The sequence below is a fragment of the Pseudarthrobacter sp. RHLT3-21 genome (assembly GCF_059383495.1).
This window is the reverse complement of record NZ_JBWZCI010000014.1, coordinates 1-14,843: the sequence shown is the minus strand read 5'-3', so window position 1 is coordinate 14,843 and position 14,843 is coordinate 1. Positions and strand designations below refer to the sequence as shown.

Sequence of the window (14,843 nt, the reverse complement as noted above, 5' to 3'; positions counted from 1 at the left end):
CCGGAGGCTGCGAGTGTTTCGGCTACCCTGTCAGGCGAAGTTTTCCTGCCAGACGTCGACGCCGAGTTTGATGATCAGGGCACCCACCACCAGGAGGAATACAACGCGGATGAAGCGGCTGCCCTGCTTCACCGCGGTCCGTGCGCCCAGGTAACCGCCGGCCATGTTGGCCAGGCCGAGCAGCAGGCCGACGCCCCACAGGATTGACCCATGGGGCAGGAAGAACAGCAGGGCGCCTGCATTGGTGGCCATGTTCACAATCTTGGCCTTGGCGCTTGCCTCCAGGAAGGCGTAGCCCATCGCCGAGACGAGCGCGATGATGAGGAAGGAACCGGTGCCCGGACCGATCAGGCCGTCATAGAAGCCGATCACCGCCCCGATCAGGCATGCCACCACGTAGTGCGTGCGGCCATCGTGCCGCAGCACGGTGATGTCACCGACGTTGGGCTTCAGTGCCGTAAAAAGCGCGACGACGACCAGCGCCAGCACGATGATCGGTTTAAAGACACTCGCGGGCAGGTTGGCGGCCAGCACCGCCCCGGCGAAGCTGCCGGCCAGGGCGATCAACGCCATGGGCACGGCCGTCCGGAGGTCCGGTTTCACCCGCCCGTAGTACGTCACCGCACTCGTGGTGGTGCCGAAAATAGACCCCATCTTGTTGGTGGCCAAGGCCTGGACCGGTGTGATCCCGGGTACCAGCAGCATGGCCGGCAGCTGGAGCAGCCCGCCGCCGCCCACCACGGCGTCCACCCAGCCGGCAGCAAATCCAGCCACCACGATCAGGATGATTGTGGTGAGCTGGATCGACTCGAATCCCGAGATCACCGCCGCAGGTCAGCTGCGGACGGCGGTGACCACATAGTCAACGGCCTTGTCCACGGCCACGTTCTCCGCTTCGCCGCTGCGGCGGTCCTTGATTTCCACAACGCCGTCCACCAGGCCACGGCCGACGGCCAGGATGGTGGGAACTCCGACCAATTCCGCGTCGCCGAACTTCACGCCCGGGGAGACCTTGGGCCGGTCGTCGTAGATGACGTCCAGTCCGGCGGCTTCCAGTTCCAGGGCCAGCTGCTCGGCGGCGGCAAAGATTTCCTCGCCGCGTCCGACGGCCACTACGTGGACATCAGCGGGGGCGACAGCGCGGGGCCAGATCAGGCCCTTGTCATCGTGGTTGGATTCTGCCAACGCTGCGACAGCGCGGGTGACGCCAACACCGTAGGAGCCCATAGTGACCACGACCTGCTTGCCGTTCTGGTCCAGGACCTTCAGCTCGAGGGCCTCAGCATACTTGCGGCCCAGCTGGAAGATGTGGCCCATTTCGATGCCGCGGGCCGTCTCCAGCGGACCGGAGCCGTCCGGGGCCTCGTCGCCTGCGCGCACTTCGGTGGCCTCGATGACGCCGTCCCAGCCGAAGTCACGGCCGGCGACCAGGCCAAAGACATGCTTGCCGGCTTCGTTGGCGCCGGTAACCCAGGCCGAGCCGCTGACAACGCGGGGATCCACCAGGTAGAGGAGCTTGGACGCGCCCTCGCTACCCAGCAGCGGCACGTCCACGGTCAGGCCAGGGCCAAGGTAGCCCTTGACGATGAGGGGCTGCTTCTTGAGGTCGTCGTCGTTGGCTGCTTCGAGCGTGATCTCGCCGCCGATCGGCAGGAACGACCCGATGTTGGCTTCGACGCGCTTGAGGTCCACGCCGCGGTCGCCGGGCACACCGATGACCACGAGCTGGCGCTCCCCGGTGGGCAGTGTCACGGCGAGCACTACATTCTTGAGGGTGTCAGCGGCAGTCCAGGCGCCGCCGTCGGCCTCTGTCCGCGGAGCGAGCCGGTTGGCGGCCTCCACGAGCGTATCGATGGTGGGGGTGTCCGGGGTGTCGCGCACCTCTGCCGCGGGGGCGTCGCTGTAGTCAATGTCCGCGGGAACCACCGTGGTGACGGCCTCAACGTTGGCTGCGTACCCTCCGGCGGAGCGCACAAACGTGTCCTCGCCGATCTCGGTGGGGTGCAGGAATTCCTCGCTCTTGGACCCGCCCATCGCACCGGCGGTGGCCGCAACGGGAACAACTTCCAGGCCCAGGCGCTCGAAAATCTTCAGGTAGGCAACGCGGTGGGCGGCGTAACTGGCGTCCAGGCCGGCGTCGTCCACGTCGAAGGAGTAGGAGTCTTTCATGATGAATTCGCGGCCGCGGATCAAGCCCGCCCGGGGGCGTGCTTCGTCGCGGTATTTGTTCTGGATCTGGTAAATGCTCAGCGGCAGGTCCTTGTAGGACGAGTACAGGTCCTTGACCAGCAGGGCGAACATTTCCTCATGAGTGGGTGCCAGCAGGTAGTCGTTGCCCTTCCGGTCCTTGAGCCTGAAGATGCCCTCGCCGTATTCCGTCCAGCGGTTCGTGGCCTCGTAGGGTTCCTTGGGCAGCAGCGCAGGGAAGTGGACTTCCTGGGCGCCGATGGCCGCCATTTCCTCGCGGATGACCTGCTCCACCTTGCGCAGCACTCTGAGCCCCAGCGGCAGCCAGGTGTAGATGCCCGGCGCAGCCCGGCGGATGTACCCCGCCCGGATCAGGAGCCGGTGGCTGGCAACCTCGGCATCGGCGGGATCTTCACGCAAGGTGCGCAGGAAAAGCTGGGACATTCTTGTGACCACGGGTGGGTATCCGTTTCTGGGGAATAGCTGCTGGAAAAGCAGGGCCGGGCAATTCTTCTGGGTACTAATCTACCGGCAATCCACGCCCCGCCCGGCGGCGGAACCTGAGCCGGGCCGGAGACAGCCGGGCCAGGGACTGACGCCGGGCCGGACGCAATAGAGCCACGCCCGGCAATGCAAAGCCCCTGGCCGTAAACGGCTGGTCATTACATGCGGACGTGGCTCCATGGCCGTTGACGCCTAGGTACTGGTGAGGACTGGTGAGACCGCCCACCCACTCCAGCGCAGCTAGTTCGAACTTATGTGATAGCCGACACGTTGACAAGGGTTTTCTCCATTCGAAGTTGTTGACGGCTTCCTGCAGCAGGTCTAGATTTAATTCATCATGTGGTGAATTCTGAGCGAAATACCCGCATTCGGAGGCATTAATGTCCCATTCAGCAGCAACTTCCACAGCCGTCCCGGCAGTCGGCATGGCCGTGACCGCCTCCGCGCTTCACGTGACCCGGGGCAAGGTTCCCGTGCTGCGGGGCCTGGACTTTTCCATCCAGGCCGGCCGGATCACCGGACTGCTGGGCCCATCCGGCAGCGGCAAGACCACACTCATGCGGGCCATCATGGGCGTCCAGGTGCTCACGTCAGGCTCAGTCCAGGTCCTGGGCCAACCCGCCGGGCACCCTGACCTGCGGCACCGGGTGGGGTACGTGACCCAGTCCCCCAGCGTGTATCCGGACCTCACCGTCGAAGCCAACGTCCGCTACTTCGGCGCCATGCACCGCAAGGGCCGCGCCGAAGCTGCGGAGGCGATCGCCGCCGTCGGGCTTGAACCGCAGGCGAGGCAGAAAACCGGCGACCTCTCCGGCGGACAGCTGAGCCGGGTGTCGTTGGCTTGTGCCCTGGTGGCGCGTCCCCGCGTACTGGTCCTGGATGAGCCCACTGTGGGCCTTGATCCGGTGCTCCGGGCTGACCTGTGGGACCGGTTCCAGTCCATGGCCGAGGCGGGGACAACCCTGCTGGTTTCCAGCCATGTAATGGAGGAAGCCAGCCATTGTGGATCACTGCTCCTGCTGCGGGAAGGGAAGCTCCTGGCGCAGCTGACGCCGGCGGAATTGAGCCAACGCGGGCACAGTGCCGATCTGGAAAAAGCCTTCCTGCATATTATCCAGGACGCCGCCGAAACGCCCGGCGGTTCCCCCGAAAGGACGGTACGGTCATGAACCTGATGATGATGCTGGCCACCACGCGGCGCGTCCTGGACCAGCTCCGGCACGACCACCGCAGCGTCGCGCTGATCCTCGTGGTCCCTGCGCTGCTGCTCACCGCCGTCTACTTCCTTTACGAGAACGAAACGCTGCCGCCGGGTGTGCCCCGGACTTTTGACCGCGTTGGCCTCATGATGCTGGCGATCTTCCCGTTTGTGGTGATGTTCCTGGTGACCTCCATTACGATGCTGCGCGAACGCACCAGCGGAACCTTGGAGCGGCTGCTGACCACTCCCATCCACAAGGCCGATCTGCTGTTTGGCTACGGGCTGGCATTTTCCATCATGGCCGGGCTGCAGTCGCTGGTGGCTACCGCGGTGGCGTACTGGATTTTCGGGCTCGACATCCAAGGCAGCCCGGGACTGGTGGTCATGATTGCCGTGATCAATGCGGTCCTGGGTGTCGCGCTGGGACTGCTCTGTTCGGCCTTCGCACGCACCGAATTTCAGGCCGTGCAGTTTATGCCGGTGGTGGTGGTCCCGCAGATCCTGCTCTGCGGCCTCTTTGTGGCCCGCGACCGGATGAACGAGGTCCTGGAAGCTGTGTCGAATGTGCTGCCACTGACTTTTTCGGTGGATGCGCTGCAGGAGATCGCCACCAACAGCGAGCCCACAGACCAGCTGTGGGTGGACGCCGGAGTCATCGTGGCGATTGTCCTGGCGGTCCTGGTCCTCGCATCGTTGACCCTGCGGCGGCGGACCGCGTGAACGGACAGCATGATCCCGCGGACGCCTCGGGTCATGGAGACACTGGCGAACTGGCTGGCGCGGGCGCCGCGGATCCCGCGGATCCCGCAAGCAGCTCGGCTGGTTCGGGCAGGCGGGGCCGACGCGGCGGAGCATCAGGGTCGAGGGATCAGATCCTGGATACTGCCCGTAGGCTGTTCGCGGAACACGGTTTCGACGGAACCAGCCTGCGCCAGATCGCCCGGGAAACCGGTGTGGACCCCGCCATGGTTCACCACTTCTTCAAGGGCAAGGACGAGCTTTTTGCGCTGAGCGTGGCACTGCCGGCCGACCCGGAGACAGTCCTGGCCGGCGTCGACGGCTACTCGCCGGAGGACCGTGCCGAGGCGATCGTGCGGGCGGTGCTGCGCTTGTGGGAGAGCCCGGCCCAGCACAGCCTGGTGGCCTTCCTCAGGGGAACCATCGGCTCCAGAGCCAAGACGATGCTGCTGCGGGAACTTGTGCAGCGCACCATCCTCAGCCGGATCATGGCAGGAGTCCCCGGACCGCCCGCGGAAGTGGCCATGCGCGGAAACCTGGTGGCCACGCAGGTGGTGGGCGTGATGCTGGTCCGGTATGTGGTGCGGCTGGAACCGCTCGCGTCCGCCTCCCCCGACGACGTTGTGCGGCTCGTGGCTCCGAACGTCCAGCACTACCTCACGGGTGACCTGAACCCGGACGGGTGATGTGCGGGCTGGCGCGTCAGCTGAAGAGTGGCGGTGTCCTTGCGGCTACAGGCGATGACCTGGCGGCTAGAACAGAACCGTGGCGAAGGTGCCAACCTGGCGGAAGCCCACGCGCTCGTACGTGGACCGGGCCCGCAGGTTGAAGCCGTTGACGTAGAGGCTGGTGACGGGGGCAAGCGTGCGCGCCTTCTCAACTACGGCAGCCATGTAGCCCGCGCTCAGACCCTGTCCGCGGTAGCCGGGGTTCATCCATACACCCTGGATCTGGGTGACCTCGGCTGTCACAGCTCCCAGCTCGGCTTTGAACACAACGTCGCCGGATTCGTTGACGTGCGCCAATGAATGGCCTTGCCGGATGAGGCCTTCCACACGGCGGCTATAGAACTCCTTGCCCCCGAGGAACGGCGAGTAGCCCACTTCCTCTTCGAACATGGCGGCGCAGGCCGGAAGGATCCGGTCAAAATCGGCCAGCCTGCCAAGCCCCAGATCCGCGTTGGGCTCCACCGACGGCGGCCCGCACAGTGTCATCAGCGGCTGTTCATCCCGGACTTCGTGGGCCGCATGCCCCAGTTCGGCAAGCTCAGCATGAAGGGCAAGGACGGCATCTGCGGCGCCAAAAGCGGAGGCGAAGCGGCGTCCGGATGTGCTTGCTGCGGCAGCGACGAGCCCGGCAAATTCGGGGTCAAGCTGGACCGGGACCAGGTTGGCCCCTGCCCAGCACGCTCCCGCCAGGATGCCGTCGTCGAAAACTCCCAGGACGCCGGCGCCCCCAGCGGTTGGCGCAGCAGATCCCACCGCCCGGAGGTGCGCCAGGATAAAGACATTGGCCACCGGGTCCTGCGATGCAAGGCGCCGCAGGGCAGCGGTGTCTGTGCCGGCGAGGGTCCGGACGGATATTCCCGCCGGCGCGGCGTCCTCTTTATGAGACGCTAACCACGGGGCTACCCTTGACAGCATCTTCGCCATCGGCCTCCCCCATCTCTTCAGCTATGCGCATGGCCTCTTCGATCAGTGTCTCAACAATCTCGCTCTCAGGCACAGTCTTGATGACTTTGCCCTTCACAAAGATCTGGCCCTTGCCATTGCCGGACGCTACCCCCAGATCGGCTTCGCGGGCTTCGCCGGGCCCGTTGACAACGCAGCCCATCACTGCCACGCGGAGCGGAATTTCCATGCCTTCCAGCCCGGCGGTGACCTGCTCGGCGAGGGTGTACACGTCCACCTGGGCGCGGCCGCATGACGGGCAGGAGACGATCTCCAGTTTGCGCGGGCGCAGGTTCAGGGACTGGAGGATCTGGTTGCCTACCTTGATTTCCTCGACGGGCGGCGCCGAGAGGGAAACGCGGATGGTGTCGCCGATGCCCTTGGCCAGGAGCGCCCCGAAGGCCGTAGCGGACTTGATGGTTCCCTGGAAGGCCGGCCCGGCTTCGGTCACGCCCAGGTGCAGGGGCCAGTCGCCCTGCTCGGCCAGCATCTCGTAGGCAGCAACCATGATGACCGGGTCGTTGTGCTTGACCGAGATCTTGAAGTCGTTGAAACCATGCTCTTCGAACAGCGAGGCTTCCCAGACTGCTGATTCCACGAGGGCCTCGGGCGTGGCCTTGCCATACTTCTTCAGGATTCCGGGCTCCAGGGATCCGGCGTTGATGCCGATCCGGATGGAGGTCCCGTGGTCCTTCGCGGCACGGGCGATTTCCTTGACCTGGTCATCGAACTTGCGGATATTGCCCGGGTTCACGCGCACTGCCGCGCAGCCGGCCTCAATCGCCGCGAAGACGTATTTGGGCTGGAAGTGGATGTCTGCGATGACGGGGATCTGGGACTTGCGCGCGATGATGGGCAGGGCCTCTGCATCATCCGCCGACGGGCAGGCGACGCGCACGATGTCGCAGCCGGAGGCGGTGAGTTCCGCGATCTGCTGCAGGGTGGCGTTGATGTCCGTAGTGGGCGTAGTGGTCATGGACTGCACACTGATGGGCGAGTCCGAGCCGACCCCAACGGAACCCACTTTGATCTGCCGCGTCTTGCGGCGGGGGGCGAGGACGGGCGGCGGTGCTGACGGCATTCCCAGGCTGACCGAGGTCACGTGGACTCCTTGGGTAGGTGTTTCGGTAGTGAAAAAAGGTCCGGGAATCAGGATGCGTGCGCGGCCAGGAGGCCGATCACGGGAGTCCATTCGGTGGTCCGGATACCGGCAATGGCGCCGGCGACGGCGAACGGGTCCTGCTTGAGGAGGTCGTTCAGCTGGGTTTCGTCCTGGACCTTGAAGATCAGCAGGGCGCCTGCCCCGTCACCGTAGGGTCCGCTGGTCAGCAACTGGCCCGCGTCCGCCAGACCCGCCAGCCAGGCGCGGTGCGCGGGGCGGCGATCATCACGGACGGCGGAGGAATCGGCGGCGTACACATACTCAACGGCAAAAACAGTCATAAGGACACCCTATCCCCAGGGGTGGGCTGGCGCCGATCCGGGCAGGATCGCAGGACTCACTGCAGGAACACCACCTTGATAACTGCCGCCGTTCCCGCGGCCCACAGCATGGACGTGAGCGTTCCGATGATGAACCGCTCCGCAGCCACGGGGGTCTCCTTCAATTCGGCGAACCTGCCCAGGCCTTTGATCGCCACAATGTAGGCAATGGCCACCGGCTGTCCGGTCAGGATGGCGACGCAGACGCCCAGGCGTTCCAGGACCCCGATGATTGCCCCGCCGCGCAGGATCCGCTGGGCCGGGAGCGTGGGCGCCGCTTGGGGAACGTCCGACGGCGGCTGGCCGCCACCCGCCGTCAGCTCGCCGTCGACGGTTTGCCCCGTGCCGGCCCGCGGGGCCTCCGAAACAGTGTCTACCGTGACGTCGGCTGAGGGGTCCCGGGCTGATGTCTCCTGGTCCGATTTCGTGGCCGCGTCCGCTTTGTCGTCTATGGTCCTGGCGAGTCGGAACACCAGTGCGGTCACAGGCCACCCGGCGAATCCGGCCACCAACAGGGCGATTGTGATCCAGAGTGCGTTCACCGGTCTCCTTCAATCTGGGAATGGGCGTATTCGAGGAGCATGGTCGCGGCCGGCCTGGCGGCCCATTCCTCTTGCCAGCCGGACCTGAGCACGGCACGGCTCACCGACTGCTCAGTGATTCCCAATTCCTGGGCCACGTGTTTCTGGCTGCCGTGCTTTCCATCGCCGCCCTGGAGGGCGCGCAACCGGTCCACCACCCGCCACTGGGCTGGTGTGCGTTGCTGCACCAGCCGTCCGATCAGGCGAAGCACCGCCTGGGCATTTGCACTGGTCATGGCTCCTTCCTTGGCGTGGGGCGGCATCTCCCGTCCACGGCCAATACTGCCGGAGACCACCGACAATGGAACCTGACCAGCCGAGCCCTTGGCGAGTTCCACGGCCTTTCGCGCTGCCACAAAGCCGCTCCCGGAACCTTCCCGGGGGCTTCCGCCCGGGGTGAGCTGCACGGCGCCGATCCCGATCCCGACGTACCAGTGCCCGCTCCGGAGCGCGTACAAAACGATCTCAACCACCTCTTCGGCACGTTCCACCACGCCCTGGAGTTCATCGCCCACCGACCGCTCAAAGGGCGCCGATGTGAGGCTGCGCAGCGCGGCGATCAGATCGGGAACGCGGTCGACGTCGGCAGTGCTGCCTCGCTGGTCGATGGTCAGTACGTACATGCCTTAACCGTACGCAGGTGATCAGGAATAATCAATCAAAAATAGATGATTATTAAATATCAGCCAATAAGGGCTGATTAGTGAGAATCACCCGGTTTCGTCGCGTGCTGCCGTGGCCTGACGGGGTCCGCTCCAAGCGATCCACCCACCGGCCACTGCCATCAGCAGGGCGCCGGCGGTTTGGGTTGGCAGGCTGCTTCCCGTTGTTGCCTGCCCCAGGACAACGCCCAGGACGTAGAACACCACGGCACCAGCCGCCCAGAGTGCCCCGGCCCAGCGCGGCAGCAGGCGGGAACGGCATACCGCGATCCCCAGCAGTACGCTGCCAACTAATGCGAGCAGCAGGCCCAGCAGGAACGCCCCGGTCATGGACCCCGGGAATTCCAGCTGCATCACGTCTTGGTTTCCGCGCAGGTATGCCTTTCCAATGGCGGGAGTGGCAAACGTTGAAATCACGGCCGGCACCAGCAACAAAGCCGTACCGGCGACAGTGGTCACCATCGAGGCCAGTGCCAAACGTCCGGACCGGCTGTTGGCCATTGAACAGCCCAAGGCGAAGACACCGAAGAGGGCCAGTATGGTGCCTGCGGTACTGCCGAACAGATGCCTGAACTGGTACGGGTCGGAGCTGACAAAACGGGCCCAGGCCTCCGCGGCCTTTACCTGGTCCGGCTGCGGCTCCAGCGTGGACAAGGCGGTGACAAACCCACGAGACAGGCAGCGCCCACAACCCTGCCCGGATCCAGCGGCCGATGTTCTGCGATTGGACGGCGAAGGTGCCCATGTTTCATGGTGGATCCGAGGCATCCGTCCAGCCAGGCGTCCGCAGGCGTCAGCCGAACAGGTTCACCGGCTTTACGATGTCGGCATAGATCAGCAGCACGCTCATGCCCATCAGCAACGCGGCCACCACGTAAGTCACGGGGAGCAGTTTGGCGATGTCGAAAGCGCCCGGATCCGGTTTGCCGAACAGCTTGGCCACCCGCCGCCGCGCCCCTTCATACAGTGCTCCGGCCACGTGGCCGCCGTCGAGCGGCAGCAGCGGGATCAGGTTGAAGACCGCGAGCGCAAAGTTCAGGCCGGCGAGCAGCCCCACCAGGGCGCCAATCCTGGACTGGAGCGGTACTTCCTCCATGGCCGCCACTTCACCGGCCACGCGCCCGACGCCCACCACGCTAATGGGGCCGTTGGGGTCACGCTCTTCCTCGCTGAAGGCCGCCTTGGCAACGCCCACCACCCTCGCGGGCAGGTTGAAGACGACGCCGGCCACTTGTTTGATGTTTTCGCCCGCCATGGGCAGGACGGACGACGCCGGTTGGGAAACCAGTTCGGTTTGCGCGCCGATGCCCAGGAAGCCGACGTCCTGGTAGCGGAGATTGCCGGCGTCGTCCTTGGGCTGGCGTCCGTCCACGCCGACGACGGGGCGCGCGGAGAGCACCGGTGTCACCGTGGTGGTGACGGGCGCGCCGTCGCGCTCAACGGTAATGCTGACTTCCGTGCCGGCGGAGGCACGGATCCATTCGGTCATCTGGTCCCAGCCGGTGACTGCTTTCCCGTCAAAGGAGGTGACCACGTCGTTGGGCAGGAGCCCGGCAGCGGCGGCGGGGGTCAACTGGCAGTCCGGGGAATCGGGATCAACCGTTTGGCCGGCAGCCACCTGGCATTTGGAGACGTCGGCGATGGTGGTGGTGGCCGTGGCCACGCCGAAGCCCATCAGCAGGACGGCGGTCAGGACCACGCCGATCAGCAGGTTCATGGCCGGACCGCCCAGCATCACAATGACTTTCTTCCACACCGGCAGCCGGTAGAACACGCGGTTTGCATCCTCCGGACCCACTTCCTCGTGTGCCATGGACCGGGCTTCCGTGGCCAGGGTCTGGAACATGCCGGTGCTGGAAGGGCGGACGGTTCCGTCGTCCTTGTTGGGCGGATACATGCCGATCATGGACACGTAGCCACCCAGCGGAATCGCCTTCACGCCGTATTCAGTTTCGCCCTTCCGCTTGGACCACAGGGTGGGGCCGAAGCCGATCATGTACTTGGTGACGCGCACCTTGAACAGCTTGGCGGGCACCAGGTGCCCCACTTCGTGCAGCGCAATGGACACGGCAATGCCGATCGCCACAAAGACGACGCCGAGGATAAAAAGGAGGACGGGGCTCATGCGTGGATCTGCTGCTTCCTAGAGACTGCTGACTGCTAAACGTTCGTGGGCGCGCGTACGTGCCCAGTTTTCAGCATCCAGTACCGACTCCAGCGTCAGCCCGGAGGATCCTGAATGTTCGCTGAGGACAGCATCGATGGTGTCCACGATTTCGGTGAAACGGATGCGCCCCGAGTGGAACGCCATGACCGCTTCCTCGTTCGCCGCATTAAAGACGGCGGGAAACGTGCTCCCCTGCTTAGCGGCGTCCTTAGCCAGGTCCACGGCCGGGAATGCGGCCGTGTCCAGCGGTTCAAACGTCCAGCTGGTGGCCTTGGTCCAGTCGCACGGTGAGGCCGCTTTGGGGACTCTGTCCGGCCAGCCCAGCCCCAAGGCAATGGGCAGGCGCATGTCCGGCGGGGAGGCCTGGGCGATGACGGACCCGTCAATGAACTGGACCATGGAATGGACCACCGACTGCGGGTGGACCACCACGTCGATCCTGTCCAGCGGCACGTCGAACAGCAAATGGGCTTCGATGAGCTCCAGGCCCTTGTTGACCAGCGTGGCCGAGTTGGTGGTGACCATCAGACCCATGTCCCACGTGGGGTGGTCCAGGGCCTCTTTCGGTGTCACGTCGTGGAGCTGCTCCCGCGTCCGGCCGCGGAACGGCCCTCCGGACGCCGTCAGGATGAGCTTCTCAACTTCGGCCGCGGCGCCGGAGCGCAGGCACTGCGCTATGGCTGAGTGCTCGGAGTCCACCGGTACGATCTGCCCCTCACGAGCAGCGGCCTTGACGAGCGCGCCGCCCACGATCAGCGATTCCTTGTTGGCCAGCGCCAGCGTTGCACCTGACTTCAGGGCGGCGAGGGTCGGGGCGAGCCCGATGGACCCCGTAATGCCGTTGAGCACCACGTCCGCCTCTACTGCGGCGATGCGGGCCGAAGCGTCCGGGCCGGCGATGATTTCTGGGCGATAGTCCTGCCGTCCGGCGAGGCGGGCGGCCTCGGAGATCAGGTCCCGCAGCTGCCGCGGATCCCCCGCGGCGATGCCCACGGCGGCTGCACCGGTGTGGACGGCCTGGCGGGCCAGGAGCTCCAGGTTTCCGCCGCCGGCGCTGAGCGCCACCACCTCAAAAAGGTGGGGAGCGCCGTCGACGACGTCAAGTGCCTGGGTGCCGATGGAACCGGTGGATCCGAGGAGGACGATTCTGCGAGGCTGCATTGGTTAAGTATCCCGCACCCGGCCCGGGGTCCGGTCAAGAGCCCGCCGCCATCCCGATGAAACCCTTGGCCAGCGTGGACACGGCTCCGACGTAGGCGATGGCCACCACGATCCGGCGGACGGAGGCCGGCTTGACCTTGCCGGACAGCAGATCGCCCGCGATGATTCCCGCCACCATGGCGGCCAGTATGCTGAGCCATTGCCAGCCGTCCAGGCCGGGAACGTGCCCTCCGGAGAGTACGTACTTGCTCACCAGCGACGAAAGTCCGGTGGTCACGAAATAGGGCTGGAGCGTGGCGCTGAAACTTTTCTGCTCCCAGCGCGTGGCAATGGCGTAGGCGGTGATGGCCGGTCCGCCGACGCCGGCTGCCGCGTTCATCAATCCGCTCGTAAAGCCTAGGGACACCATGGAGACGGGACCGCTGGCGCGCCATGCGCTGCGGGTCAGCCGCTGCGAAGCCAGCAACGCGATGATGAGGAGGATGCCGATGCAGATCTCCAGCGGCGCTTCGGGGACGTTGCTGGCCAGCCAGGCGCCCGGCAGCACCCCCGCGAGGGCGGCGAGCGCCAGGCCGACGTAGCGCTTCCACTCCACATGCCGCCAGACCCTGGACAGGATCAGGAGGGATGAGGCCGCGCCGCACAGGTTGATGATCATCACGCCGTCGAAGGGTCCGAGCAGCACCACCAGGACAGGAGAGACGAGGAGGCCGAATCCGAGGCCGGCCAGCCGCTGGGCCAGTGCCCCTGCAACAACGGCAATGAGCACCAATGCAAACACCATCCGATCCTAGTGGGCGGACTGCGACGCCGGGGGTAACGTGGAATGCGTGGACTGGGTTTCCTGGTTCGATGCGCCGGAGTACGGATTCGCCCGGCAGGTGCTGCAGCGAGGTGTGGCAGCACTGTTCTTTGTTGCGTTCCTGTCATCCCTGAACCAGTTCCCTGCGCTGCTGGGCGAACGCGGCCTGCTGCCGGTTCCGGACTATCTGGAGGGGTTCAGCGCGCGCCGGCGCCCCACGCTGTTCCGTTGGCGTTATTCGGACCGGCTGCTGCGTGGTGTCTGCGGCACCGGACTGGCAATTTCTGTCCTCCTGGTGGCCGGCATCCCCCAGCTCGGGCCGCCGTGGGTTCCGCTGATCGCGTTTCTGGCTCTGTGGCTGCTTTACATGTCGATCGTCAACGTGGGGCAGACATTTTATGGCTTCGGCTGGGAGATGCTGCTGCTGGAGGCCGGGTTCACGGTGGCGTTCCTTGGCTCGGACCAGACGGAGCCGCCGCGCACCATCCTGATCCTGCTGGCCTGGCTCGTGTTCCGGCTGGAGTTCGGCGCCGGGATGATCAAGATGCGCGGCGGCCGGGAGTGGCGTGACCTGACGGCCCTCTATTACCACCACGAAACCCAGCCCATGCCGGGGCCGTTGAGCCGCCAGGCGCATCTCCTGCCCAAACCATTCCACCGGCTGGAGGTCCTGGGGAACCATTTCGCCCAGCTGGTGGTGCCGTTCTTCCTCTTCGCACCCCAGCCTCTGGCAAGCGCCGCCGCAAGCATCATCATCTTCACCCAGCTGTGGCTGGTGGCCAGCGGCAATTTTGCGTGGCTTAACTGGATGGCCATTGTGCTGGCCTTCGCTGCGGTCAGCGACCCTGTGGCCCACGCCGTATTGCCGTTCCTGCCGCTGGAGGGGGACCCCCAGGAAGGCAGCCGCGGGAATCCCCCGTACTGGCTCGCCATCACCCTGGTGGCCACCTTCCTGCTGGTGGTGCTCAGCTACTGGCCGCTGCGCAACCTCCTCTCCAAAGGGCAGTTGATGAATGCCAGCTTCAACCGCTGGCAGCTGGTCAACACGTACGGAGCGTTCGGCACGGTGACCAAGCACCGCGTCGAGATCGTGGTGGAGGGCACGCTGGACGAGGAACCTGAGGACTCGGCGGACTGGCGCGAATATGCGTTTAAGGGCAAACCCGGCGACGTGCGCCGGCTGCCCCGGCAGTGGGCGCCGTACCACCTGCGGCTGGACTGGCTGATGTGGTTCCTGCCGTTGCGCACCGTCCGCGAGGAGTGGTTTTACGCGTTCCTCACGAAGCTGCTCGAAGCGGACCCGCCGACGCTGCGGCTTCTCCGTGCGGACCCGTTCGACGGCGAACCGCCGCGTTGGGTGCGTGCCAACAGCTACCTGTACCGCTTCGCCACCCGGGCTGAGTTCCGGGAGACGGGCGAGCGCTGGGTCCGGATGCCACTCTACGAGGCCATCCCGCCGCTGTCCCGCCGCGGTTCCCGGCGGCGGCGGTGACTCGGGCCCGGTGATTGGCCGCGGTGATTCCGGCCCTGGCGATTCGGCGTCCAGTGATTCTGTCCCGGGTGATTCCTACCCGGTGGCCCTAGTACTACAGTCGCGTTTGTAGAGTGTGGCCGCGGGTTTTGTAGTGACATTGTTGGGCGCGGTGTTGGTGTTTTCGTCGCCAGAATGAGCAGCGGATCACGTGGTG

Annotated in this window: 15 protein-coding genes; 4 read left to right on the top strand and 11 right to left on the bottom strand. The window is 65.5% G+C overall.

Annotated elements, in window-relative coordinates:
* Nucleotides 1-30: 30 nt before the first annotated feature.
* Nucleotides 31-825 carry a sulfite exporter TauE/SafE family protein gene (locus AC50YA_RS14855; protein WP_494983028.1) on the bottom strand — a complete coding sequence of 265 codons (795 nt, stop codon included), beginning with the start codon at nt 823-825 and terminating at the stop codon, nt 31-33.
* A 9-nt stretch (nt 826-834) separates the two neighbouring features.
* Nucleotides 835-2,643: a proline--tRNA ligase gene (locus AC50YA_RS14850; RefSeq protein ID WP_494983027.1), complete on the bottom strand. Its 1,809-nt coding sequence runs from the start codon at nt 2,641-2,643 to the stop codon at nt 835-837.
* A gap of 428 nt (nt 2,644-3,071) precedes the next feature.
* Between AC50YA_RS14850 and AC50YA_RS14845 the strand changes: the two genes are divergently transcribed.
* The 3 genes from AC50YA_RS14845 to AC50YA_RS14835 are packed head-to-tail and all read left to right on the top strand — an operon-like array spanning nt 3,072 to nt 5,316.
* Nucleotides 3,072-3,860: an ABC transporter ATP-binding protein gene (locus AC50YA_RS14845; RefSeq protein ID WP_494983026.1), complete on the top strand. Its 789-nt coding sequence runs from the start codon at nt 3,072-3,074 to the stop codon at nt 3,858-3,860.
* Nucleotides 3,861-3,868: 8 nt separating this feature from the next.
* On the top strand, nt 3,869-4,612 hold the full coding sequence (locus AC50YA_RS14840) for an ABC transporter permease (RefSeq protein WP_494983101.1): 744 nt from the start codon (nt 3,869-3,871) through the stop codon (nt 4,610-4,612).
* A 50-nt stretch (nt 4,613-4,662) separates the two neighbouring features.
* Nucleotides 4,663-5,316: a TetR/AcrR family transcriptional regulator gene (locus AC50YA_RS14835; RefSeq protein ID WP_494983100.1), complete on the top strand. Its 654-nt coding sequence runs from the start codon at nt 4,663-4,665 to the stop codon at nt 5,314-5,316.
* A gap of 66 nt (nt 5,317-5,382) precedes the next feature.
* On the opposite strand, the gene AC50YA_RS14830 is transcribed toward AC50YA_RS14835, so the two are convergent.
* From AC50YA_RS14830 to AC50YA_RS14790, 9 genes are all read right to left on the bottom strand, one after another.
* Nucleotides 5,383-6,273, bottom strand: a complete 891-nt coding sequence (locus tag AC50YA_RS14830; protein ID WP_494983099.1) for a GNAT family N-acetyltransferase — start codon at nt 6,271-6,273, stop codon at nt 5,383-5,385.
* A complete protein-coding gene (gene ispG / locus AC50YA_RS14825; protein ID WP_160669563.1) occupies nt 6,236-7,402 on the bottom strand; it encodes a flavodoxin-dependent (E)-4-hydroxy-3-methylbut-2-enyl-diphosphate synthase in 1,167 nt (388 codons plus the stop codon). Before ispG ends, AC50YA_RS14830 begins: the two co-directional genes overlap by 38 nt.
* Nucleotides 7,403-7,449: 47 nt before the next feature.
* Nucleotides 7,450-7,743 carry a YciI family protein gene (locus AC50YA_RS14820; RefSeq protein WP_494983025.1) on the bottom strand — a complete coding sequence of 98 codons (294 nt, stop codon included), beginning with the start codon at nt 7,741-7,743 and terminating at the stop codon, nt 7,450-7,452.
* Between the two features lie 56 nt (nt 7,744-7,799).
* Nucleotides 7,800-8,324 carry a hypothetical protein gene (locus AC50YA_RS14815; protein WP_494983024.1) on the bottom strand — a complete coding sequence of 175 codons (525 nt, stop codon included), beginning with the start codon at nt 8,322-8,324 and terminating at the stop codon, nt 7,800-7,802.
* Entirely contained in the window at nt 8,321-8,986 is a 666-nt protein-coding gene (locus AC50YA_RS14810) for a MarR family transcriptional regulator (protein ID WP_494983023.1), read from the bottom strand. Before AC50YA_RS14810 ends, AC50YA_RS14815 begins: the two co-directional genes overlap by 4 nt.
* 87 nt (nt 8,987-9,073) lie before the next feature.
* Nucleotides 9,074-9,679, bottom strand: a complete 606-nt coding sequence (locus AC50YA_RS14805) for a DUF4386 family protein (RefSeq protein WP_494983022.1) — start codon at nt 9,677-9,679, stop codon at nt 9,074-9,076.
* A gap of 139 nt (nt 9,680-9,818) precedes the next feature.
* Nucleotides 9,819-11,150: a M50 family metallopeptidase gene (locus tag AC50YA_RS14800; protein ID WP_494983021.1), complete on the bottom strand. Its 1,332-nt coding sequence runs from the start codon at nt 11,148-11,150 to the stop codon at nt 9,819-9,821.
* Between the two features lie 18 nt (nt 11,151-11,168).
* Nucleotides 11,169-12,353, bottom strand: a complete 1,185-nt coding sequence (dxr, locus tag AC50YA_RS14795) for a 1-deoxy-D-xylulose-5-phosphate reductoisomerase (protein WP_494983020.1) — start codon at nt 12,351-12,353, stop codon at nt 11,169-11,171.
* A 34-nt stretch (nt 12,354-12,387) separates the two neighbouring features.
* Nucleotides 12,388-13,137: a TSUP family transporter gene (locus tag AC50YA_RS14790; RefSeq protein WP_494983019.1), complete on the bottom strand. Its 750-nt coding sequence runs from the start codon at nt 13,135-13,137 to the stop codon at nt 12,388-12,390.
* 46 nt (nt 13,138-13,183) lie between these two features.
* Here AC50YA_RS14790 and AC50YA_RS14785 point away from each other — a divergent pair, with 46 nt between their 5' ends.
* Nucleotides 13,184-14,647 (top strand): lipase maturation factor family protein, encoded by a 1,464-nt coding sequence (locus tag AC50YA_RS14785; RefSeq protein ID WP_494983018.1) that lies wholly within the window; start codon nt 13,184-13,186, stop codon nt 14,645-14,647.
* The last annotated feature ends 196 nt before the right edge of the window (nt 14,648-14,843 follow it).

What these genes read in the sequence shown, in the direction of transcription:
- AC50YA_RS14810 (WP_494983023.1), bottom strand. Translation starts at nt 8,986, where the DNA reads ATGTACGTACTGACCATCGACCAGCGAGGCAGCACTGCCGACGTCGAC.
- AC50YA_RS14840 (WP_494983101.1), top strand. Translation starts at nt 3,869, where the DNA reads ATGATGCTGGCCACCACGCGGCGCGTCCTGGACCAGCTCCGGCACGAC.
- AC50YA_RS14800 (WP_494983021.1), bottom strand. Translation starts at nt 11,150, where the DNA reads ATGAGCCCCGTCCTCCTTTTTATCCTCGGCGTCGTCTTTGTGGCGATC.
- dxr (WP_494983020.1), bottom strand. Translation starts at nt 12,353, where the DNA reads ATGCAGCCTCGCAGAATCGTCCTCCTCGGATCCACCGGTTCCATCGGC.
- AC50YA_RS14830 (WP_494983099.1), bottom strand. Translation starts at nt 6,273, where the DNA reads ATGCTGTCAAGGGTAGCCCCGTGGTTAGCGTCTCATAAAGAGGACGCC.
- AC50YA_RS14845 (WP_494983026.1), top strand. Translation starts at nt 3,072, where the DNA reads ATGTCCCATTCAGCAGCAACTTCCACAGCCGTCCCGGCAGTCGGCATG.
- AC50YA_RS14790 (WP_494983019.1), bottom strand. Translation starts at nt 13,137, where the DNA reads ATGGTGTTTGCATTGGTGCTCATTGCCGTTGTTGCAGGGGCACTGGCC.
- AC50YA_RS14820 (WP_494983025.1), bottom strand. Translation starts at nt 7,743, where the DNA reads ATGACTGTTTTTGCCGTTGAGTATGTGTACGCCGCCGATTCCTCCGCC.